Here is a 21,339-nt window from a genome sequence, read left to right on the forward strand (position 1 = left end):
GCCTACCCCTTCAATTCGGTCAGGTCGTGGGAGTCGAGCGACTTGGTGTCGTTCCAAATCCTCACGACGACGGCGGACATGATGATGACGGCGAAGATGGCGTCGGTGGCGATGCCGATCTCGATGATCTCGGGGGCCGTGGGCGCGAGCAGAGCGAGCGTCACGTGGCTACCGTTCTCCATAAGGCAGTACCCGAAGATCTGCTTGAGGATGTTGCGCTGGGAGATGATGCACGTGAGGCCGACGAAGAAGTGCGCGAAGCTGATGGCGAGGGCCGGAGTGGCCACCTCGGCGGTGGGCAGGCTCAGGCGCGTGACCACCGCGAAGCAGACGGCCACCTCCAGACCGGTGAGGATGATGGTCCAGGCCGGCTTGATGGAGGAGGTCAGCGTGCTATCGGCAGGCGAACCCATCTTCTTGTAGGCACGGTTGAGAATGAACGGAACGAGGATCACCTTGGTGACGAAGGCCGACGCGGCCCACATGAGAAGCTCGGTGGCACCGGTGGTGAGGCCCAGGGTGAGCAGCACGCCCACCAGGACAACCGACTGGATCGCGTACCACTTGATGGCGGACGGGATGGTCTTCGAGACGACCACCATGGTGGAGGTCACGATCAGAAGACCGCCCAGGATATTGACTAACGAATAACCCATGTCCTACCTCCTAACCCATCCAACTAGAGGACAGAGGACCGGCGACGACGACCATGATCATGAGGACGACGAACACGAACGCCATGGCGCGCGGAAGGGGCTGGCCGGCGGCCACGGTCTCGCTCGGCTCACCGGGCAGGACCTTACCCATCCAACGCAGGAACCATGCGAAGGTGGCGACGGTCTCGACGACCATGACGCACACGAGGACAAAGATGACCGTGTTGGTAGCACCAACCGCGAAGCCACCGGAAATGATCTGGAACTTGGAAAAGAACGTGCTCATGGGGGGCACGCCGGCGATAGCGGTCGCGGCGACCGCAAAGCCCACGCCCGTGACCGGGTACTTCTTCATGAGGCCCTGGATCTTGGGCAGCATACGGGTTCCCAGCGTGAAGCTGAGAGAGCCAGCGATGAGGAAGAACAGGGTCTTGGTGAACGCGTGGTTGAAGATGTGCTCGACGGCGCCGTTAAACGCCATCTGGCTTCCGAACACGGAGAGGCCCAGGCCAAAGAACACGTAGGCGAGCTGCGCGATCGTCGAGAAGGCGAGCAGGCGCTTCATATCCTTCTGGGGCAGGTACATGAGGAAGCCGAAGAGCATGGTCACGACGGCGTCGATGATGGCGACCCAACCGACGATCTCGGGGATATCGCCGGCGCTCGCAAGAGCGCGGGCGAACACGCACACGCCGACCTTCACCATGGACGCGCCATGAAGGTAGGCGGAAACGGGCGTGGGGGCCTCCATTGCGGAGGGCAGCCACATGTAGAGCGGGAACTGGGCGGACTTGGCCCAAGCAGCGAACAGGATGAGCAGCAGCACGACGGTCTTCATACCGGAATCGAGCTGGGAGATCGCGCTCAGCGCGAACGTGCCGGTTCCGGCGAACAGGAAGGCCGCGCCGATGTAGAGTCCCAGAGCGCCGATATGGGTGATGATGAGCGCCTTCATACCGGCCTTCTTGGCCGTGGGCGTCATGTAGTAGCTGATGAGGCCCCAGGAGCACACACCGGTGATCTCGAAGAAAACGAGCTGGCCGACGATGGTGGAGCTGTAGGCGAGACCGGCCATGGCGCCGATGAACGTGGAGAAGTACACGTAGAAGCGACGACGGGGCGCGTCGGGATGCTCCTTATTCTTATCGCTCATGTACGGGAACGAATAGATGACGACGAGCAGGCCGATAGCGACGAACGCGGGTGCGAGCAGCGTGCTCATCCGGTCGAATATGAAGCCCATGACCAAGGTCTGGCCCATACTCGCCCAGGTTACATCGACCGCGTTCATGCCGTTTCCGGCAAACGTCGCGGCCAAGCCAACGGAAGCGACCGTGGCGATGCCGCCGGCAAAGGCGCAGATCCATTTAGCGTAGGGACGCGGCAGCATGACGATGAGCAGGGAGCCCAGCATGGGGACGGCGATCGCCACCATGGCAAAGAGGGACAAGCTCGATTCGATTGACATAGTTTCTCCCTTCTCCCTACACGCCTACGACGACGAAGACGAACGCGAGGACCGCGATGCCGACGACGGCCCAGGTCTGGTTACCGAGCACCTTGAAGCGCGAACGGGAAACGGAGTTCTCGAGCACGCCGCAGACGACGAAATCGACCAGGCACTTGACGAGGAAGACGACGGCGCCCACGAGAGCGGTGACGCCGATGGTCGCGGGCTCTCCCCAGGGGATGAAGATGGAGGTGAACCAAGCGACGACCACGACCTGCTTCATGCCCATGGCGAGCTTCATCATGGCCAGGGACGGGCCGGAGAGCTCGGCGAGCGGGCCCTCCTGGAGCTCCTGCTCGGCTTCGGCCTGATCGAACGGAAGCTTGCCGAGCTCCATGTAACAGGCGGCCGCGAAGGCGACGCCGGCGAGGATAACGGCGACGACGCTCGAGACGTTGCCCGTAACGATGTGCTGACCCATGGTCGCAATGTCCGTGGAGCCGCACACGATGGCGACGGTGAACAGCGCGATGAGCATGGACGGCTCGATGAGCACGCTCATGAGGAGCTCGCGGATACCGCCGAAGCCCGCGTAGGCATTGGAGGAATCCACGCCGGACAGCGCGAAGAAGAAGCGGGACAGCGCGAGCGCGTACATGATGGTGATGGCGTCACCAAAGACGGGCATGGGGCTCTGGAGCGTGAACATGGGCAGGCCCATGGCGAGCATAAACGACACCGCGAGGAACAGCGGCGGCATGATGCGCAGCACGAAGCTCGAGTCGGAACTCACGGACTCGGGACGCGCCATGAGCTTCGCGAGGTCCCGGTAATCCTGAAGGATGGACGGACCGCGGCGATTGTGCATCTTCGCGCGAATCACACGGGCGAGGCCGGAGAAGAAGGGCGCGACCAGCATGACCACGAGGCCCTGCGCCATCGCAAGAACGATGTTCATAATATCCTCTCCCCTCTCTAGACCATGACCACGGCGAGCACGAGGAAGACCACGAGCGCCGCGACGATGTAGCAGATGTATACGGAGTAGTTGCCGCCCTCGATCTTGGAAGCGAGGCCGGCCAGCTTGTCGGCACCCTCGCTCGGTGCATCGACCAGGAAACGGTCGGGCAGGGGCTCGACGCCCTGGGCGACACCGGTGAGCTTCTGGAACACGTGCGCGATGGACCAGCAGATCTTGGTGCATACCTCGCGCAGGGTGTAGAGCGGGCCCATGAAGAGTTCGACGTCGGACGCGAAGCTCGTGGCGACGACGGGCATGTGCTCGTTGGGCTCGTAGCCGCACGCCCAAGGGTCGGTCTTCTTAGCGGGGGCCTTGGCGCCGAGGCAGGACCTCAACGCGAACGCGAGGCCGGTGAGGACCACGAGCGCGATGGCGATCGCGGGGGTGGAGGTGGCGGCACCGGAAATCTCGTTCACGAGAGACGCGCCCGAGGTGGCTGTGACGGCGGAGCCGGCAAGCACGCTCTGGGCGACGTCGCCCAGAACCGGGGCGATGACCGGGGAGCCGATTCCCAGTACCACGCAGATGGCCGCGAGGAGCATCTGCGAGAACAACATCGGAGCCGGGGACTCCTTGGCGTTCGCGGCCTCCTGGGAACGAGGGCTGCTCGCGAACGAGACGCCGTAGGCCTTCACGAAGCACGTGACGGCCAGGGCACCGGTGATGGCGAGGGCGGCCGCGGAGGCGACGGCGAACACCATGACGACCGGGTCGGAGAGCGTCGAGATGTTGAACAGGGACTGGTAGGTGAACCACTCGGAAACGAAGCCGTTGAGCGGCGGGATGGCCGAGATGGCAAGGGCACCGATGAGGAAGCAGACGGCCGTGACCGGCATGCGGCGGAACAGACCGCCCATCTTCTCCATGTTGCGCGTACCCGTGGCATAGAGCAGGGAGCCCGCGCCGAGGAACAGCTCGCCCTTGAACATGGCGTGGTTGAGCGTGTGGTAGAGGGCGGCCATGAGCGCGATCGTCGCGATGACGTCGTTGCCCAGGGCGTGCGCCGTCATGGACGCGCCGACACCGAGCAAGATGATGCCGATGTTCTCGACGGAGTGATAGGCAAGCAGGCGCTTGATGTCGTGCTCGTGGAGGGCGTAGACGACACCCAGGACCGACGAGATGGATCCGAAGACCAGGACCATGAGGCCCCACCAGAGCTGGACGCCCGAACCCGCGAGCAGGTCGAGACCGACCTTGAGGATTCCCAGGATGCCGATCTTGATCATGCCGCCGGACATGAGGGCGGACACGTTGGACGGCGCCTCGGGGTGCGCCTGGGGCAGCCAGGAGTGCAGCGGAATGATACCGGCCTTCGCGCCAAATCCGAAGAACGCGAGGACGAAGCACGCGGAGGAGACGGCGGGTCCAAAGTCATGCGTACGGAAATCACTGAAGCTGAAGGAACCGCCCACGCCGTTGGTCATGAGCAGGAAGCTCGCCATGATGAGAACGAAGCCCACGTGCGCGATGACGAAGTAGAGCCAACCGCCCCTAATGGAGTTCTTGTTCTCCTCGATAACGACAAGGAAGTAGCTCGTAAGGGACATGAGCTCAAAGGCGACCAGGAACCAGAACACGTTGTCGGCGGTGATGACGAGCATCATCGAGGCGACGAAGGTGTTCATAAAGAAGCCGGCGCGCCCGACCTTGCCCGGGTACTCGTCGAAGTAGGACAGACCGTAGATGAAGCCCGCAAAGGCGAGAATCGAGATGAGGACCACGATCAGGCCCGCAAGGCCGTTGAGCAAGAGCTCGAGACGGGCGAACGGGAAGAAGAAGACCGTGTTGAGGGACGAAACGTCGCCAAGCACGGCCTCGAGGCCCGCGATGAACGACAGCACGGCCGCGACGGCGCCGATCAGGCAGCCGGCGGTCTTGGCGGCGTTGTCGGCCTTAATCAGCAGAACCGAGGCGAGCGCACCGATGCACGAGACGGCAAGCGATGCGATAAACAGCGTCATGCTATCCATTGTTTACGCTCCCTTCTGCTTTCTCGGACAGACCCTGGGCCACAGCGGTAACGTCGACGACCGGACCGTTTTCGATCGAGCGCAGGCGCTTGGCCTCGTCGAGCTCGCGATCGGCCGCGCCGCCCATGACGGTCAGCGCCTTGGTGGGGCACGCCGCCACACAATGCGGACCGTCCGGATCGAAGGCGCACAGGTCGCACTTAACAGCGCAGGTGTACTGGCCGGGAGCCCACGTAAGCAGGCTGCTCAGGGACTTAGGATACGAAGGCGTCGGGTCGCACATGCCTGCGACACCGGCGATAGACGTGCCATCGGGATGGATGGCTCCGAAGGGGCACGCGATGGCGCACAGCCTGCACCCGATGCACTCCTGCTCCTTGACGTGGATGCGATCGCCATCGTGCTCGATGGCATTCACCGGGCAGACCTCGGCGCAGGGGGCACCCTCGCAATGGTGGCAGGCAAGGGCGGCCGAAATACCGCCGGTCTTCACGAGCGCCAGGCGCGGCGTATCCTGAAGACCCTGCATCCGGTGGGCGTCGGCACAGGCGGACTGGCATGTTCCGCAGCCGATGCACCTCTCCGGGTTGATGTCGATGAAGCGGTTCATCCCCACTTCCTTTCAAAATAACGGGCCGGGCTCCCGAACGTACGGGACGCCCGGCCCAAAAAGCCAACGAGAACGGGACTACACGATTTGATTCACGTGCGTCTCGTCGTCGAACTTGGCGGCGCCAGGCTCAACGTCCTGGGGAGCGGCGGCGTCCACCAGAGCCTGCTTGAGCTCGGTGTACTGACGCTCGACCTCGCCCTCGGCCCAGACCTGGTCGGCGATAGCGTCGACCTGGCAGGCGGAAAACTTGTCCTCGGGCGTATGCGAGACCGGGTCGACCTTGTGCATGGTCAGCTCGTTGCACTTGCCGATCCACCACTGGTAGGTCATATAGACCGTGCCCTTGTTGATGCGGTCGCTCACGTCGGCGCGGCTGTATACCTGGCCGCGGCGGCTGTGGATCGAGACGATGTCGCCATTCTTGATGCCGCGTGCCTGGGCGTCCGCGGGATTCATGCGGACAAAGCCGGGCTCGTCGGCAAGCAGTGCCAGCGTCTTGCAGTTGCCGGTCATCGAGCGGCAGCTGTAGTGGCCGACCTCGCGGACGGTGCACAGGATGAGCGGGTACTCATCGTCGGGAAGCTCGGAGGGCGCCTCCCAGTCGTGTGCCATCAGGTTGGCGCGGCCGTCCTTGGTGGTGAACTTGCCACCAGCGAACATGTCGGGCGTACCGTGGTCGTTCACATCGGTGCTCTTGACGGGCCACTGGGCGTAACCGCCCTCGGGAGCCATCTTCTCGTAGGTCGCGCCCACAAAGTTGGGGCACAGGCTAATGCACTCGTTCCAGATCTGCTCGGTGTTGTCGTAGTGCATGGGATAGCCCATGCGCGTAGACAGGTCCGCGAAGATCTCCCAGTCGTGACGGCACTCGCCCTTGGGCGGAACGGCCGCGTCAAAGTGCTGGAAGCTACGGTCGGATGCGGTAAAGACACCCTCGTGCTCGCCCCAAGAGGTAGCGGGCAGGATGACGTCGGCGAGCATGGTCGTCTGCGTCATAAAGATGTCCTGGCAAATGAACAGGTCCAGCTCGGAGAGCGTCTTGCGCATGCCGGCCGAATCGGGCTCGGTCTGCACCGGGTCCTCGCCGTAGTTGTAGAAGCAGTGCACCTTACCCTCGTCGACCAGGTGGCCCAGGTCGGTGAGCTTGTAGCCCTCCTCGAGCGGGAGCTTTTCCTCGGGTACGCCCCAAGCCTTGGCAAACTTGGCACGCACTGCCGGGTCGGTGACCTTCTGGTAGCCAGGGTACAGGTTGGGCAGCATGCCCATATCGCAGGAGCCCTGGACGTTATTCTGGCCACGCACGGGCGCGAGACCGGAATTGGGTTTGCCGATCTGGCCGGCAACGCAGGCGATGGAGGCGATGGTGTGCACCGTCTTCAGGTTCTGCTTCTGCTGGCATACGCCCATGCCCCAGCCAATGATGGCAGAGGGCTTCGCCGTGGCGTACATCTCGGCAGCTTGGTGGATCAACGCGGGCTCGACACCCGTGATGTCCTGTACGGATTCGGGAGTGTAGTTCTTGATGGTCTCCCACCACTCGTCAAAGCCGTTCGTGTGCTCGGCGACGAATTCCTTGTCGTAGAGGCCATCGTTGACCAGACAGTTGGCAAAGGCGTTGAGGAACGCAACATTGCAACCGTTCTTGATCGGAAGGTAGAGATCGGCGATACGCGCGGTTTCGATATGGCGCGGATCGGCGACGATGATCTTGCAACCCTTTTCTTTGGCTCGCACGATACGCCTTGCGACGATGGGGTGCGAATCGGCAGGGTTATAGCCGAAGAGGAAAATGCAGCCCGCATCCTCCATACCGGGGATGGAGCATGACATGCAACCTGAACCAACCGTGTCCATCAGACCGAGGACAGTAGGGCCGTGTCAAGTACGGGCGCAGTTGTCCACGCTGTGGGTGCCGATGCACGCACGCGTAAACTTCTGCATGACGTAGTTCGCCTCATTGCCGCCGCCTCGCGAAGAGCCGGTGGTCATGACAGCGTTAGGACCATATTCGTCAATTATGGCCTGCATCTTAGATGCGGTGAAATCCAGTGCCTCGTCCCAGCTTACGCGCTCAAGATCCGCGCCCTTGGTGCGGCGGATCATCGGGTGCAGTACGCGGGGAGTCAAGATCTTGGTGTCGTTGATGAAGTCGTAGCCGCTCATGCCCTTAAGGCACAGCTCGCTCTGGTTGGTGATGCCGTTGAGCGGTTCGGTACCCACGACCTGGCCGTTTTGGACCAAGAGGTTAAACTGGCAACCGGCGCCGCAGTACGGGCAGATCACTTTATGCTTCTCCATGACACCCTCCTTCCTTTCTCTGCTACCGAATGCTCGGTACTTATTTGACAATCATTGGGCCTGTTTGGCCGTCCGCTTACGCCTCGTTTTCGATGGTGGCGCGGGCACGTTCGGCAGTCAGTTCTGCCAGACGCTCCTCGTCTACCAGGGTGAGGCCCTTGGTCGGGCACGCCTCGGCACACGCCGGACCGCCGGGACGGTCCACGCACAGGTCGCACTTGAGCACGAAGCTCTTAGTCTGCGAACCCACGCGCACGTCACCCATCAAGACGGGGACCTGCGTGGTCGCCACGCTCACGGCGCCAAAGGGGCAGGCCATGACGCAGCTCTTGCAGCCGATGCAGTTGTCCTCGTTGACGCCAATGCGATGGTTCTTTGGATCAAAGAACAAGGCGCCCGTAGGACAGGCCTTCGCGCACGGAGCGTCCTCGCAGTGGTGACATGCCACCGGCGCGGAAATCTCGTAGGTGCGCGTTACGCGCAAGCGAGGTGCGGCGATGTTGCCGGGAATATCGTGTGCCTCGATGCACGCCGCCATACAGGTTTGGCACCCAATGCAGCGTGAAGAATCGGCTACGACTCGTTTATTGCCCATGTTGTTCACTCCCTCCTGAATCCCATGCCGGAGAAATCCTGTCGACGTAGTCCCGGACCGCCCGTGGTCCGGCATCGGCGTATCGAGTGCATGCGGCGAAACAGGCACTTCGATAGAATTCCTCCAACGATATACAGGTTAAATATACGCAGTTGCAGGGGGCAAACTTGAGCTTAGGCCCTGCAATACGGGTGTATTGCAGGGGTTTTGGCAGGTTGGAATTATTCTCTAGAAGCTATAAAGGTGAGTGTATTACATGCGTACACCTCTGAGATTTTTACACGCTCTCATTTTGGATGTACTACGCTTGTATTCGTGTTAATGGTTATTTACTTGAGTAAAATAAAGTAATGGTTATAAGATTCTATGATGTCGGCACATGCCGCATTTGACCGACTATATTGCACGTTAGCTAAGGGAGGGCAGTGATGTCATCGACGCAAAAACGAGCCATCCTGCAGGTGCGCATTCGCGAAGAGGACAAACAGCATGCCGAGCGCCTCTACGACGCCATGGGCACATCGCTCGCCGAGGCTGTCCGCCTTTTTGTCGCGCAGAGCATTTTGATGCGCAAGCTTCCCTTTCAGCCGGTCGCCGTGCGCTCAAAGGACGGCACCGCCGCCTATGGATCGCTCAAAGCATACGGAGATCCCAATCGCCGCGCCGAGGAGCGCAATGCCTGGATTGAATACCTTGCCACGGAAAGCGACGATTCGATTTTGGGTCCCGAGGAAGTAGATATCCATGAGTAGCACCATCATCGACGAGACCGTCATCCTACGCTACCTGCTCAACGACGACGAAGTTCTGTCACCGCGCGCCGCCAAGGTCATCGCCACGCGCACCGCTCGCGTCTACCCCGAGATCATCACGCGCGTCGTGGTCACGCTGCGCGACGTCTATAAGGTTCCCCGCGCTGAGATTGCTACGGCCATGAGAAGGCTGCTCGATGACGTCATGGTCGACGAGCCCACCGTTGTCGCCCTTGCCGTCAAACTCTTTGGCAAGACCCATATGGACTTTACCGACTGCCTCCTCGCAGCCCGAACCGCCATCTACAACGATGATGTCGTGAGCTTTGGCAAGCCCATCATCCAAGGCATGATCGATTACCGCCGCCAGCGCCAAACCGCTGCCGACGCCCGCGACCGCGCCGCCGAAGCCCGCAGCCACGGCACCGACGCCACCATCGACAAGCTCCGCCACCGCCCCCGCAGCTAACCCCATCCCCTCCTAAGTTGCGGTGAAATACGGACTGTTTTTGCTGGTCAAACCGCAAAACAGTCCGTATTTCACCGCAACTTATTGAAGGTTGACCGCGAACGATTTCGCTATCGGGAGTCGGCGTAGGGTTTTGTTGTCGGAATGCCGTAGCCGCGCATCATGGCACCGAACGATTCCACGTCGTAGGTGTCCGAGAGTTTGAAATGAATGACATTGTGGCCCATGGCGCGAAGGTTCGCGTCACGCATGAGGGCCGCTCGATAGGTTTTTGACGCCGCTTGCTCTAGATCATTTCGAGCTTCGCCTTCAAACTTACCTAGCCCATGCAGCTCTCCCAGCGTCCATGAGCCGCCTGGCATCTGCCAGCCATAATCTGCTAGATAATAGCCAGCGTTTCCCGGTCGCGTTATCTCAACTTGAAGCTCAGGCGCGGCAACCCCAGCGAGAATCATCGCTGCTCTCGCCTCGGACTCGCCGCCATTGTCTGACCTGCCATCCATATACTCAAAAACGTCAAATGCACGCGCGATGCCATGCAGTCCTCGGCAATTTGCCTGCGCATACGCTCGCAGCTCTTCGCGTTCGACATCGTACTCACGGGCCAAGCCATCGACATAGCCCAGCGCATAGCGAAAGGCGCTCGTTCGGGCGATATCAACAACCGTTCGACACGGATCCGTAAGCGTAAACAGACCGAGCCGCCACACTTCGCCCGCCCGCCAGCGCTTGTATTCAACGAACTCATACGTATCACGCCTTGTAGACCGTGGTAGCAGCACTTGCACTTTATCCAGAAGCGTATACGCCGAGCCGATGCCATAGAGCAGCGCTGCCGTCGATCCGCAAAACACAGCATCCGGTTCAACGACCGCAATAGCGGATGCCAACTGAAAGATCCGATCTGCAACCCCAAGATTATTCCAATAGACCGGATCCGCATACACATGGTTGTAAAGACGAAGCATGAGCTCTTCCTGCATAAGCTCGCGCGCACGGCGTTCATCCCAAGGATCAATTGTTATAAGCAGCTGTCCATCTTGATGAATTCCAACGGCCGAGAATAGCATCCTTGCATAGGACTGCGGAAAATGTTTGCCTTTATCGAGCATGGCCAACCCCATAACCATCACGACGGAGAGAATACCATTACGCTATCGCATGCTTCCGTCCGCAGGCCTTGCCAAAAGCTGACCAAAAGCTTGACGCCGCAGGTCAGAGCTTAAAAAAATATTTCCACTCTCGGTAGACGGTCGCTACGACCCTCCCAACGGCATCAAAATCCAACCTTACAAATAGTTGCGGTGAAATACGGACTACATGGGCCATAAAAGCCGAAAAACAGTCCGTATTTCACCGCAACTTAGAAGGGGATGTGGGGTCCCGGCATGTATATGAAAATGGCTCTGGTCCCAAAAGGAATCAGAGCCATTCATCTATCTTGTGGAGCGGGCGACGGGAATCGAACCCGCGTCATCAGCTTGGAAGTGTTGCGACTTTTTACACCAGGCCGTCTACCTGCAAAAATGCGGTCGCTCTACCTGCTGTTTCTCTGTCTGTTGCGTCTAAAAAGACTATGTTTTATAGTTCAGTCAACGCCATTTTGCGACTATTTTGCGACCAAGATTGCGACTAAAAAGGAGAGACATGGATACCCTGCTACCTGCGGAAACGTTCGCCACCTATTCGCTAATCAAACACGACAATGTGCGCAAAGACGGCACGACCGACTACAAATGGAAAGCCCAGTACCCTTACAAGGACGAAAACGGCAAGTGGAAGAAAAAGACCGTCACGCTCAAAACCGAGGGACGCGACAACGGGCGCTCTAAGCAGGTCGAAAAGGCGGCGAACCAAGAAGCAGAAGCAATCCGCCAGCAGCTCAACGAACAGGCTGTCAAAGACCCCCACAGCGGCGAGACGGTAGCCGAGTATTTCGGGAAGTACGTGGAGGAACGCGCAAACAGCATCGAGCGTTCATCAGCCAACGAGCTAAGGCGCATACTCAAAAGCTATATCGCACCCAGTATCGGGGCTATCGAGCTGGATGCACTGACCCCAGACGATGTGGCGGCATGGGTTACGAAGCTCAGCAAGAAGTATTCACCGTCCACGGTGAAGAAGTGCCTAACCAACCTGCGCTCAGCCATGCGGCAGGCGGTAGACCGTGACAGGCTCGTTAAAGACCCCACGCGCGGCGTTAAGAACCCCCAGCAAGCGCACAGGAACCCCAACGCCCTAGATGCAAAGGGACGCGCCAAGGTAGCGCAGTTCATCGCCCTAGACCCCGACAAGCCGCTGAACGTTGGGTTTGCCCTAGCAATGTATATGGGTTTGCGAGAGGGCGAGATATGCGGACTGACGTGGAAGTGCGTTGATCTGGACGAGGGAACCGTAAGCATCGAGCGCACTATAGGGCGTGACGGCTCAAAGTGGTACGTAAAGGAACCCAAGACGGGCGGCAGCAGGCGCGAGCTGTACGCGCCCTCTATCATCGCCGATATGCTCACGGCACGCCTAGCCAACGCCAAAGCCGAGTGCCTAGAGCTGGGCGTTCCGTTCGATGAAAACATGTACGTGACGGGCGGCGCTGACGGTTCGTTTATGCAGCCCCACTATCTTTCGCATAGGTGGAGGATTGCGGCTGACGCTTTGGAGCTTATCGGTACGGAGGGCAACCGCCCAACGTTCCATGACCTGCGCCACACGTTCGCAACGGCGGCGGTTACGGCAGGCACGGATATTAAGACCGTGGCGAGCATGATGGGACACGCCAACGCAGCTATGACGCTGAACATATACGCGAGCGCTGACAGAGAAGCCAAGAAGCGCGGCGCGGCTGTGGTTGAGCAGGCGTACATGGCAGACGTTGCCCAGCACGCAAAGGACGGCTCAGTTATCGAGCTGAACAGGACGGGAACCGAGGACTAGGAAGGTAAGAGGAAGGGACAGAGGTTAATGGCTTTCCCAAACATGCGAGCGGAGTTAGAGCGTTCCGCAATCAGCTATCAACAATGCGCTGATCTTCTCGGGACTGATCTGGACAGCTTCAACTTGAAACTGGACGAGCAAGCACCTATGACCGTTGTGGAAGCCAAGCGCATCCGCGATGCTTTCTGCCAAGATTGCACACTGGATTACCTACTTGAAAGCGATAGCCCAGCCAAACCAACCATCTAGCGCTATCGCCGAGCGGGAATAGAATATAGACAGGTCGGGGCGCTCGAAAGCCGAACGCCCCTTTTTCGTAACTCCCCGCGCTGCAAACGGGAAATGTACACGCCGCCATTCTAGCGCATCGTTGGGACACGCGCGGCACTTGGAGGTCTAGCGCCTATGATTGACGAGCGCCTGAAAGAGCAAATGGCAGATGCAATGGCTTTTCTGCCCAACGGCACGGTCAAGACGGCGCTACAGGCTCTATTCAAGCATTACGGCGTATCGCAATCCAAGATAGCGAAACGAATAAGCATTGACGGCGGGACGCTAAGCAGGCGGCTAGACAAGCTAAAGGGTCTATCAGAGCGCGACCAAGAACGCATCTACCAAATACTGGAAGCCGTAGCCGAGATTAGCGCCACGCCGCCCAGATCGCCCAAGGATGTTGCCGAGCGGTTCATTGGTGAGCTGGAAGAAGCGAACACGTTGGAGTCACCGACCACCCCGCGCGACATAGCCGTTATGAATATCGCCCAGATGCTAGATAATCTGACCGACAGCGACATAAAGCTTGTAGAGCGGATGGTCGAGAGGTTGCAGGAGCATGGCAACGGCTCATAGCGCCCATTAGTGCCCATATCTCAAATATGAACAGCCCATGTGTTTTCTGCCCCAATCGAAAATTGCAGTCATTGCACAATTCGTGCAACGTGGCAGTAGCCGCAGGGCTATAGCCGCCTTATACAATTCGCATCGCTTCTACAGAGGGCTATACGCGCCTATGGAAAAATAAGGCGCTCAGCCGTTGCGCCGAAAGCGCAACGAAAGCCGCCCAGACGTGCGCGGCGGCGTTTCTCCCCTACGGGTATCTTTCGACTTGTAAGACCGTCCGCAAGCGAAAGAGGTAAGACATGGACGCTGATACCAAGACCACAACCAGCCAAGAGAAAGCCCGCAGCGCGGAGACGCTAGAGGAAATCTTGAACTCTGACGCGCTCGTTCTGACCGTCAAGCAGGCGGCAACCCTGCTGGATTGCAGCGAACGTTCGGTTTGCCGAGCGTGCGAGCGCGGCATGATTAAAGCCGCCAAGGTTATGAGCATGTGGCGCATCAACAAGGCGGCGCTGCTCGAATATATCGGAATCGATACAGCCGCCTAATGGGTCAGCTCTATGAAGTTTGAAACTAATGAGCTGTTTTCGAGGATGTTCGAAAAGTGGTATTGGCAGATTGCCGAAAACAATTTCAGCAAGAACGAAATGCTAATCATCATGGCGTTAGCGCAAAACTTGGAAGCCGATGAGAACGGCAGGCTATACGCTTGGCGATCACGCGAAGAGCTAGCGCAGCTAACTGGAATGACCACGGGCAGCGTATCGAGCGCGATTCATAGGCTAACCAAGCCGAACCCAGCCAAGGGGCGAAACATACGCGGTCTTGAACTGAAAAGCGCGGGACACAGGAACAGATGTTCCGTGTATTACGTTATGCCCGACACGCCGATTGAGGTTAAGTTGCTCGACAACAAGAACCCCCACAACGGGAAACCAAAGGCACGCAAGCGCAAGCGTACCGACACCGACCAAGCAGCCGAACCAGAGCGGGAACTAACGCCAACAGAAACAGCCGAGAAGCTAGGTCTGTAAAGGTGTAGCAGTTAGGCTAAACCAAAGCCGTATTAAAAGGTATAGCCGCTATCGCTAAACCAAACGGCTTAAAGGTGTAGCGATTAGGGCTAAACCTATCGAGCTTAAAGGTGTAGCAGGAAGGCGCATTTAGGTATAGCCCCATAGCTACACCCATAAGAAGAGAAGAAGGGGGCTGCTATACGCCCACCGCTTATTCGCGGTGGGACGATAGCACCCCTACTCCTGCTTTCAAAAATAAAAAACCGCGCGACCACTACCGACCACTCATGACGGTGAATCGCGTGGGCGGTCTGGAAGTATCCGCGCGTGGCACGAGAGGGGGCGACACGCCCGAATGGATGAAACGGAAAGGGAGCGATCACGTAGAGAAAAGTTCGCGTTTGTCGATGATGTGTTCGAGCGGCTCACGGCTATGGGAATTACCGACCTGAAAACGCGAGTGGATATAGCCGAGCATGAATGGTACCTGTTCACCCTGAATTGCGAGTACTACGAACAAGAGCGGTTGAAAAGGTATCTGGAACGCGAACGGCAGAGGGAAATCGAAAGGGAGTGTTTGTGGTTGATGGACGAAGAAGAAGCCGCGCGGCAGGTCGAAACACCCAGCACCGACCACGATGAGAAGCAGGAAAGCGCCACCGACCACGACCAGCACCCCGAGGGCGAGAAGCAGGGCGATGGAGGGGCAGAACTGGAAACGGACACGACCGAGGGCGATGGGAATGAACCCGACAACGAAACCGCCGAATCACTTGAACTGCTAGCGGAAATTGATGGGATGTTGTCGGGTGTGGCTGATGTCACCAGAACGGCAGCGGCGAACGCCATACCCAGATTAAAGACGGGAATCAAAACCCTAGATGAAGCACTGGGCGGCGGACTTTATGAGGGCTTGCATGTACTCATGGCACCGCCCAGCGAAGGAAAGACCTCGCACTCATTGTTCATGTGCCTAAAGGCGCTCAGCGAAGATGCAAACAAATGGGGCATAGATGATCTAGTTCTCTACTGGGGTCTGGACACGAGCGAATCAGACGTGCGGGCACGCTTGGCAAGCTGTGTATCAATGCTGAAACGAAAAGAGCTTGGCATAGAGCCGTTTGCATACAAAGACGTTCCGAGCGATGAACTCATACGGCTAAACCAACTCATGAATGACGTTGAGCGCTACAGGAAGAACCCCGCCAACCATGAGCGCGAATTGAGGGAGTGCAAAGAAGCTATAAAAGAGATCATGGGCGGCACCGTGGGCGATTACCTGAAAGCCACCCACAAGGTTGAAGAGATGGTACACGGCAGATTTGACAACGCTGGGTTTAAGTTCATGAGACCGACCGACAGCACGCGCAATGACCTAGACAAGATCTTTAGCGGCTGGAATAGGCAGTGGTACCTCGATAGGGATATGGGCGAAAAGCTGACGGATTACCTAGAACTAGAGCCACTGGTCAATGAGTACGGAGAAGAGGATTGGGAGAAAACGTTTGATATTTTCTATGACGAAACTCTTTCCTTTAGCAAACTGGTCGGCAAGGGCTTGATAGGTCGAATACCAGCAGGTGACGAGGTGGAGCTGCTTCTTTCCTATCTGCACACAGAGAACGTACGCCTATGTGTGGTCGATTACTTGAAACTGCTGAAGATTGCGCCAAAGAACGGTAAAGGAGACGAGCAGCAGAGAAAAGACAGAATAATAGAGCTGCTATCAGATACAGCAATGGAGAAGAAGATACCCATAGTGCTGATATGCGATATGAGCAAGACGGGCGCACAGTCTGACAGACCAGACATGATGAACGCGAGCGGCAGCTCAACGCTACAGTACAAAGCCGAAACGATAACGGAAATGAGAACAAAGAAGAAAGGGCAGGGCGAAAACACGGTCGAGCTGCACGTAGAGAAGAACAAGCGCGGGAAACCGTGCACCGTGAAGCTTAAATATGCGCCCGCGTACAACTGCTTTGCCGAGGTGAAGGAAGCAGAACAGGAGGGCGCGGGCACGGCAAGGGAGGGGCGGTAACGGATCGCATCGAAGCGCCCACGGACTACCATCCGCATGTGCCCCATTCCTCTCTCCCCGACCATATTAGCGGGGCTGTAGCCCTGCGGATGAAACGCCCAAGGAGGTAGCGGGATGGAAGGAAACGCCAAAAAGAACGCTGGAAGCCCACCAAAGGGCAAGAAACGCCAAAACAAGGGCGACACGACCGACAACCCGACCGCATACGACATAGTGAAGCGGGAAAACGAGCGCGGGGACGCGCAGAAGAGCGGCAAGCCATGGACGGACGAAGATAAGCGCTACCTGATAGCCCACGCCGCAGACGGGTACGTTTTCCTAGCAATGGCGATGGGCAGGACGGAGGGCGCGATAAGGTCGAAAGCCGATGAGATGGGCGTACGCATGACCATGCGCCCAAGGCTGGGCGGTCTGTGCCCCAACTGCGGGCGGCACAGGATGAGGGAAACCAGCACACGCGCGTACAACATGGGGCTGTGCCCAACGTGCTACGAGATCGCCAAGGCTGACGCTATGGCAGAGCGCGTGGACTTTATGAAAGCCCGCAGGCGCTACACGGCAAATAAGAGAGAGTGCCAAAGGGAGAAGGGGCGGGCGCGGAAGCAGAACCGAGAACCCTAGCAGAGCCAACCAGAAGCCCCAAAACGGCGCACAGCACCGAACAGCAACCACGCAGCACAAGACCGAAACAAGGCGCTCAGAGCCGTCCACAATCACCGTGGGCGGCTTTTTTCATGGCACGGGAAAGGCGAAACCAACAGCACCGCAGGGCGCACGGGCAAGTGAAAAAAGGGGCGCTTGGACAGGGCTGGAACGGTCGCAATCAAAGCGCAATCGAATGGTATTTTGCGACTATTTTGCGACTATTCATTGCGACTAAAAAAGCAGGCCAGAAGCTTTAATACCTCTGACCTGCGGTTTTTCTGGAGCGGGCGACGGGAATCGAACCCGCGTCATCAGCTTGGAAGGCTGGGGTTCTACCATTGAACTACGCCCGCAAGATATGGTCGGGACGACAGGATTTGAACCTGCGACATCCTGCTCCCAAAGCAGGCGCGCTACCAAACTGCGCCACGTCCCGAAGGTGTTGAGCAGCTAAGGTCTAGACCTTGCGTGTCCCAAAGCGAAGGAAATTATAGGGGAGACTCCCCGCCTGTGCAAGCGCAGAAACCCTAGCTCCTCGAATGTGCGACAAACTGGCTATGAACCAGACCAATCACAAACGCGACCACAGCAACCGGCGCCCACGCAGCGCCGATATCTGCCAGCGGCAACGCATCAAACGGCAGCCACGCGCCAGCAAAGAACGCATCGCGGACCGAAGTGATTACGCTCTGTACCGCGACAACGCCGCCGACCCAGACCCACACCTGCGGGTGCGCGTCGCAAAAGCCGTGCACCAGGCCCATAAGTACCAGCACAATGGCAACGGGATACAGGGCATTGAGCATAGGCACCGAGAACATGAGGATCACGTCGAGGCCCACGTTGGAGAGCACACACGAAAACGCTGCGAACACAAAGGCGAGAATCGCAAAGGGACGGCGCATGGCCTCCTCGGAGGCCCCCGCTCCCCCTTCGACCACATACGTCTCGCAGAAGTAACGCGCGCAGCAGCTGATGAGGCCGATGCACACGTTCATACAGGCTAAGAAGAAAATCGCAAAGACGACAACCGTGCCGACAAGGCCAAAGTGCACGGAGGCAGAGCGGGCAAGGATGGCGGCGCCGTTGGTGGCATCGGGCATCACGGTGCTGAGCTGCGTGCCGGCAAGCGCCAGGCCGCAGTAGATGACGGCCATGAGCACGCCGGCGATCACACCCGAACGCGAGATCTCGAAGGCCACGCGCTTATCGTCGGTAACGCCGAGCTCATGGATGGTCTCGGCGATGATGATGCCAAAGGCGAGCGACGCAAGCAGGTCCATGGTCTGGTAGCCAGTCAAAAAACCCTGCACGGCGGCACCGGCATTGTAGGGAGCCTGCGGCGCGGCAGCGGGACCCAGCGGCGAAATCACGGCAGCACCCACGACCAGCACGATGAGCGCAATGAGCGCGGGACCTGTAATGCGGCCGAGCACGCGCGTGATGACACCCGGGCGCAGCGTGAGCGCAAACGCGACGACGAAGAACCCAACGGCAAACACCAGGCGAGCCGTATCAAGCGAAACGCCCTCGGGCAGCAGCGGCACCAGCATCTCGAAGGCCGTGGAGCTCGTGCGCGGAATAGCCAGGCACGGGCCGATGGCCAGATAGACCGCCGCGACAAAGAACTCACCAAACTTGGGGTGCACGCGGCCGGCAAGCTCGCGCGCCGTGCCGGCGAGCGCGACGGCGATAAATCCCATGACGGGCAGACCGATGGCGGCAATCAAAAAGCCGATCATGGCAAGTGGCGTGGCCGTGCCGGCCTGAAGTGCCAGCAACGGCGGAATGATGAGGTTACCGGCGCCAAAGAGCATCGAAAACAGCGCAATGCCGACGGTAACGACATGGTCGGAGCGCAGACCGCGCGGGGCGGATGAGGCCATAGGCACACCTTTCGGGTCGAAACAAAAACGGGACGGGCAAAAGACCCGTCCCGCAAGTATATACGCTCTAGCAGGCTAAATCGCGCAAAGCGTCAATCGCGGTGTCGACTTCCTCGTCCGTGTTGAAGTAACCAAACGAGAAGCGAACCACGCCTTGGCGCTCGGTCCCGAGCGCGCGGTGCATGAGCGGAGCGCAATGGGCGCCGGGGCGCGTCGCAATCCCCCACCCTTGCATGAGCGCGTCCGAAATCTCGGCAGAGTCGATATCGCCCACGTTGAGCGACACGATCGCCGAGCGCGCGGGTTGGTCAAAGGCACCGTAGAGCTTAATCCCCGGAATCTTTCGAACACCGGCGAGGAAGCGCTCTGCAAGCGAGTGCTCATGCGCCGCAATCGCCTCGACCCCGCCTTGCGCCTCGATAAAGTCGAGGCCGGCAGAAAGCCCAGCGATACCGTGACCGTTGAGCGTGCCCGCCTCAAGGCGCGTGGGCCACTCAAGCGGCTGCAGCGCATCGAAGCTGTGCACGCCCGTGCCGCCCATGGCCCACGGCGCCACGTCAATGCCCTCCGCCACGGCCAGCCCGCCGGTCCCCTGCGGACCCATGAGCCCCTTGTGGCCAGTAAAGCACACCACGTCGAGCCCCATGGCCTGCATATCGATATGCGCCGTGCCGGCAGACTGCGAGGCATCGACAATCACAAGCGCGCCGGCCGCATGGGCCATGGCGGCCACGCGCGCAATGTCGACCTCATTGCCGGTCACATTGGAGGCGTGCGTCACCACCACAGCACGCGTGCCCGGCGTGACCAACCGCTCAAGCTCGTCATAGTCGAGCACGCCGTTCGCGTCGCAGCCCGCATGCTCAACGGTAGCACCCTGTTCTGCCGCCAGGCGGTTGAGCGGACGCAGCACCGAGTTGTGCTCGAGCACCGTCGTGACCACGCGGTCGCCGGGGCGCACCACCCCGTTGATGGCGGTGTTGAGCGCCGCCGTAGAGTTGGGCGTAAAGCAAACATGGTCCGCCCTCGGGCAACCCAAAAGGCGCGCGAGCTTGGCACGGCAAGCGTGAATCGTACGAGCAGCATCGAGGGCACCCGACGTGGCGCCGCGCCCGGCATTGCCGAGCGAGCACATCGCCTGCGTCACGGCATCGATAACCGTCTGCGGCTTGTGCATGGTCGTCGCCGCGTTATCCAGGTAGATCATCGCACGACCTCCCACATATCAATCACGGTATAGCCCTCGGTGGGAACGCCCGCCGAGGTAAGCTCGCTGCGCAGCAGCTCCTCATCGGCAGGCAACGCCTTCCACGCCAGACCGCAGCCGGCAGCGACCTCCCCGGGCACGGGAATCGTTCGCCCGGGAAGGCCGCGCTCGATGCACAGGGACTCGCAGCCCATGGCGGCCGCCGTGGTGGGAAACGTGATGACAAGCGCCGGGCGCTTCTCCCTCATGGCAACTCCAACCAATACGCTACGGGCGCACGACGCGCACGGCCTGCTCCATCTTCTCCACGATCACGTACATATTCGTGACCTCGCCCACCGCGAGCTGGTCCTTAATGCCATAGTGATCGAGGCAGGTGCCGCAGGTAAGGATCTCGACGCCCTGCTCGGCCAGACCCTTCAGGTCGTCGAGCACCGGTGAGCCCTCGACGGTGAGCTTGGCGCCACCGTTGTAGAACAGCATGGTCGCGGGCAACTCCTCCTGCTGCGTCACGGCAAAGATAAACGCCTTCATGAGCTTGTGGCCCAGCTCGTCGTCGCCGCGGCCCATGCAGTCGGTGTAGACGGAAATGACGAGTTTGCCCTTACCGGCGCTGGCGTCGCAGAAAGCGGCACCGTCCTGCTCGGGGTCCGCAACGGCAACGGCGCCAGAGGTCGCCACGGTCACGTGCCACTCGGCGTCAGAAACCTTCTCGACTGAGGCCGTGCAGCCCTTCTCCTGCGCCATCTTGGAGATGTTCTTGACGGCGGTCTCGTTGTCGACCGCGGTCACGACGGCGCCCTCTCCATTGAGCTGCTTGAGGGCCTTAAGCGTCTTGACGACGGGCAGCGGGCAGGCATCGCCCATGGCATTGACTTCAATCTTGGTAGACATAGCAAATTCCTTTCGAAAGAACCGTTCTAGAGAACGGCAAACAGTTACATAA

At 59.4% G+C, this 21,339-nt stretch carries 21 protein-coding genes and 2 tRNA genes; 9 read left to right on the top strand and 14 right to left on the bottom strand.

The features are described 5' to 3' along the window. Positions 1–2: 2 nt before the first annotated feature. From hyfE to GDJ93_RS03105, 7 genes are all read right to left on the bottom strand, one after another. A complete protein-coding gene (gene hyfE / locus GDJ93_RS03075; RefSeq protein WP_099431574.1) occupies positions 3–656 on the bottom strand; it encodes a hydrogenase 4 membrane subunit in 654 nt (217 codons plus the stop codon). A gap of 10 nt (positions 657–666) precedes the next feature. Then, entirely contained in the window at positions 667–2,124 is a 1,458-nt protein-coding gene (locus GDJ93_RS03080; RefSeq protein ID WP_006234112.1) for a hydrogenase 4 subunit D, read from the bottom strand. Positions 2,125–2,140: 16 nt separating this feature from the next. After that, positions 2,141–3,064, bottom strand: coding sequence for a respiratory chain complex I subunit 1 family protein (locus GDJ93_RS03085; protein ID WP_006234113.1), 924 nt, complete (start codon positions 3,062–3,064; stop codon positions 2,141–2,143). 17 nt (positions 3,065–3,081) lie between these two features. After that, positions 3,082–5,100: a hydrogenase 4 subunit B gene (gene hyfB, locus GDJ93_RS03090; RefSeq protein WP_152067704.1), complete on the bottom strand. Its 2,019-nt coding sequence runs from the start codon at positions 5,098–5,100 to the stop codon at positions 3,082–3,084. After that, positions 5,093–5,710, bottom strand: coding sequence for a 4Fe-4S dicluster domain-containing protein (locus tag GDJ93_RS03095; RefSeq protein WP_022095203.1), 618 nt, complete (start codon positions 5,708–5,710; stop codon positions 5,093–5,095). The genes hyfB and GDJ93_RS03095 overlap by 8 nt, the downstream gene beginning before the upstream one ends. 78 nt (positions 5,711–5,788) lie before the next feature. Then, a complete protein-coding gene (gene fdhF, locus GDJ93_RS03100) occupies positions 5,789–8,011 on the bottom strand; it encodes a formate dehydrogenase subunit alpha (RefSeq protein WP_082222889.1) in 2,223 nt (740 codons plus the stop codon). A 76-nt stretch (positions 8,012–8,087) separates the two neighbouring features. After that, a complete protein-coding gene (locus GDJ93_RS03105; protein WP_022095206.1) occupies positions 8,088–8,606 on the bottom strand; it encodes a 4Fe-4S dicluster domain-containing protein in 519 nt (172 codons plus the stop codon). A 428-nt stretch (positions 8,607–9,034) separates the two neighbouring features. On the opposite strand from GDJ93_RS03105, the gene GDJ93_RS03110 reads away from it, so the two are divergent. Further along, entirely contained in the window at positions 9,035–9,358 is a 324-nt protein-coding gene (locus GDJ93_RS03110) for a type II toxin-antitoxin system RelB/DinJ family antitoxin (protein WP_152067705.1), read from the top strand. Continuing rightward, positions 9,351–9,827, top strand: a complete 477-nt coding sequence (locus tag GDJ93_RS03115) for a type II toxin-antitoxin system VapC family toxin (RefSeq protein ID WP_193221427.1) — start codon at positions 9,351–9,353, stop codon at positions 9,825–9,827. The genes GDJ93_RS03110 and GDJ93_RS03115 overlap by 8 nt, the downstream gene beginning before the upstream one ends. Before the next feature lie 110 nt (positions 9,828–9,937). Here GDJ93_RS03115 and GDJ93_RS03120 read toward each other — a convergent pair whose 3' ends face one another. After that, positions 9,938–10,939 (bottom strand): hypothetical protein, encoded by a 1,002-nt coding sequence (locus GDJ93_RS03120; RefSeq protein ID WP_152067706.1) that lies wholly within the window; start codon positions 10,937–10,939, stop codon positions 9,938–9,940. Positions 10,940–11,474: 535 nt separating this feature from the next. Here GDJ93_RS03120 and GDJ93_RS03125 point away from each other — a divergent pair. The 7 genes from GDJ93_RS03125 (at position 11,475) to GDJ93_RS03155 (ending at position 17,276) form a co-directional block, all read left to right on the top strand. Continuing rightward, the gene (locus GDJ93_RS03125) at positions 11,475–12,758 is read left to right on the top strand and encodes a tyrosine-type recombinase/integrase (RefSeq protein WP_152067707.1); all 1,284 of its coding nucleotides are present in this window, start codon (positions 11,475–11,477) and stop codon (positions 12,756–12,758) included. A gap of 27 nt (positions 12,759–12,785) precedes the next feature. Continuing rightward, entirely contained in the window at positions 12,786–13,007 is a 222-nt protein-coding gene (locus GDJ93_RS03130; RefSeq protein WP_152067708.1) for a hypothetical protein, read from the top strand. A 156-nt stretch (positions 13,008–13,163) separates the two neighbouring features. Then, positions 13,164–13,607 carry a helix-turn-helix domain-containing protein gene (locus GDJ93_RS03135; RefSeq protein ID WP_152067709.1) on the top strand — a complete coding sequence of 148 codons (444 nt, stop codon included), beginning with the start codon at positions 13,164–13,166 and terminating at the stop codon, positions 13,605–13,607. A gap of 290 nt (positions 13,608–13,897) precedes the next feature. After that, positions 13,898–14,146 (top strand): helix-turn-helix domain-containing protein, encoded by a 249-nt coding sequence (locus GDJ93_RS03140; protein WP_152067710.1) that lies wholly within the window; start codon positions 13,898–13,900, stop codon positions 14,144–14,146. Between the two features lie 12 nt (positions 14,147–14,158). Continuing rightward, positions 14,159–14,632: a helix-turn-helix domain-containing protein gene (locus tag GDJ93_RS03145; RefSeq protein ID WP_152067711.1), complete on the top strand. Its 474-nt coding sequence runs from the start codon at positions 14,159–14,161 to the stop codon at positions 14,630–14,632. Positions 14,633–14,969: 337 nt separating this feature from the next. Continuing rightward, complete coding sequence (locus GDJ93_RS03150) at positions 14,970–16,655, top strand: DnaB-like helicase C-terminal domain-containing protein (protein WP_152067712.1); 1,686 nt, start codon at positions 14,970–14,972, stop codon at positions 16,653–16,655. 114 nt (positions 16,656–16,769) lie between these two features. Then, complete coding sequence (locus GDJ93_RS03155; RefSeq protein ID WP_152067713.1) at positions 16,770–17,276, top strand: hypothetical protein; 507 nt, start codon at positions 16,770–16,772, stop codon at positions 17,274–17,276. 303 nt (positions 17,277–17,579) lie between these two features. Here the strand turns inward: GDJ93_RS03155 and GDJ93_RS03160 are convergent. The 6 genes from GDJ93_RS03160 to yedF form a co-directional block, all read right to left on the bottom strand. Next, positions 17,580–17,653: transfer RNA gene (locus GDJ93_RS03160), tRNA-Gly, on the bottom strand. A 6-nt stretch (positions 17,654–17,659) separates the two neighbouring features. After that, a tRNA-Pro gene (locus GDJ93_RS03165) sits at positions 17,660–17,736 on the bottom strand. Positions 17,737–17,827: 91 nt separating this feature from the next. Next, positions 17,828–19,186, bottom strand: coding sequence for a branched-chain amino acid transport system II carrier protein (gene brnQ / locus GDJ93_RS03170; RefSeq protein WP_152067714.1), 1,359 nt, complete (start codon positions 19,184–19,186; stop codon positions 17,828–17,830). 67 nt (positions 19,187–19,253) lie between these two features. Then, positions 19,254–20,393 carry an aminotransferase class V-fold PLP-dependent enzyme gene (locus GDJ93_RS03175; protein ID WP_152067715.1) on the bottom strand — a complete coding sequence of 380 codons (1,140 nt, stop codon included), beginning with the start codon at positions 20,391–20,393 and terminating at the stop codon, positions 19,254–19,256. Continuing rightward, a complete protein-coding gene (locus GDJ93_RS03180; RefSeq protein ID WP_152067716.1) occupies positions 20,390–20,641 on the bottom strand; it encodes a putative Se/S carrier protein in 252 nt (83 codons plus the stop codon). The genes GDJ93_RS03175 and GDJ93_RS03180 overlap by 4 nt, the downstream gene beginning before the upstream one ends. A 19-nt stretch (positions 20,642–20,660) precedes the next feature. Next, complete coding sequence (gene yedF / locus GDJ93_RS03185) at positions 20,661–21,287, bottom strand: sulfurtransferase-like selenium metabolism protein YedF (RefSeq protein WP_152067717.1); 627 nt, start codon at positions 21,285–21,287, stop codon at positions 20,661–20,663. Positions 21,288–21,339 lie beyond the last annotated feature (52 nt).

The organism is Collinsella aerofaciens (assembly GCF_902501475.1).
Taxonomy (GTDB): Bacteria; Actinomycetota; Coriobacteriia; order Coriobacteriales; family Coriobacteriaceae; genus Collinsella; species Collinsella aerofaciens_AL.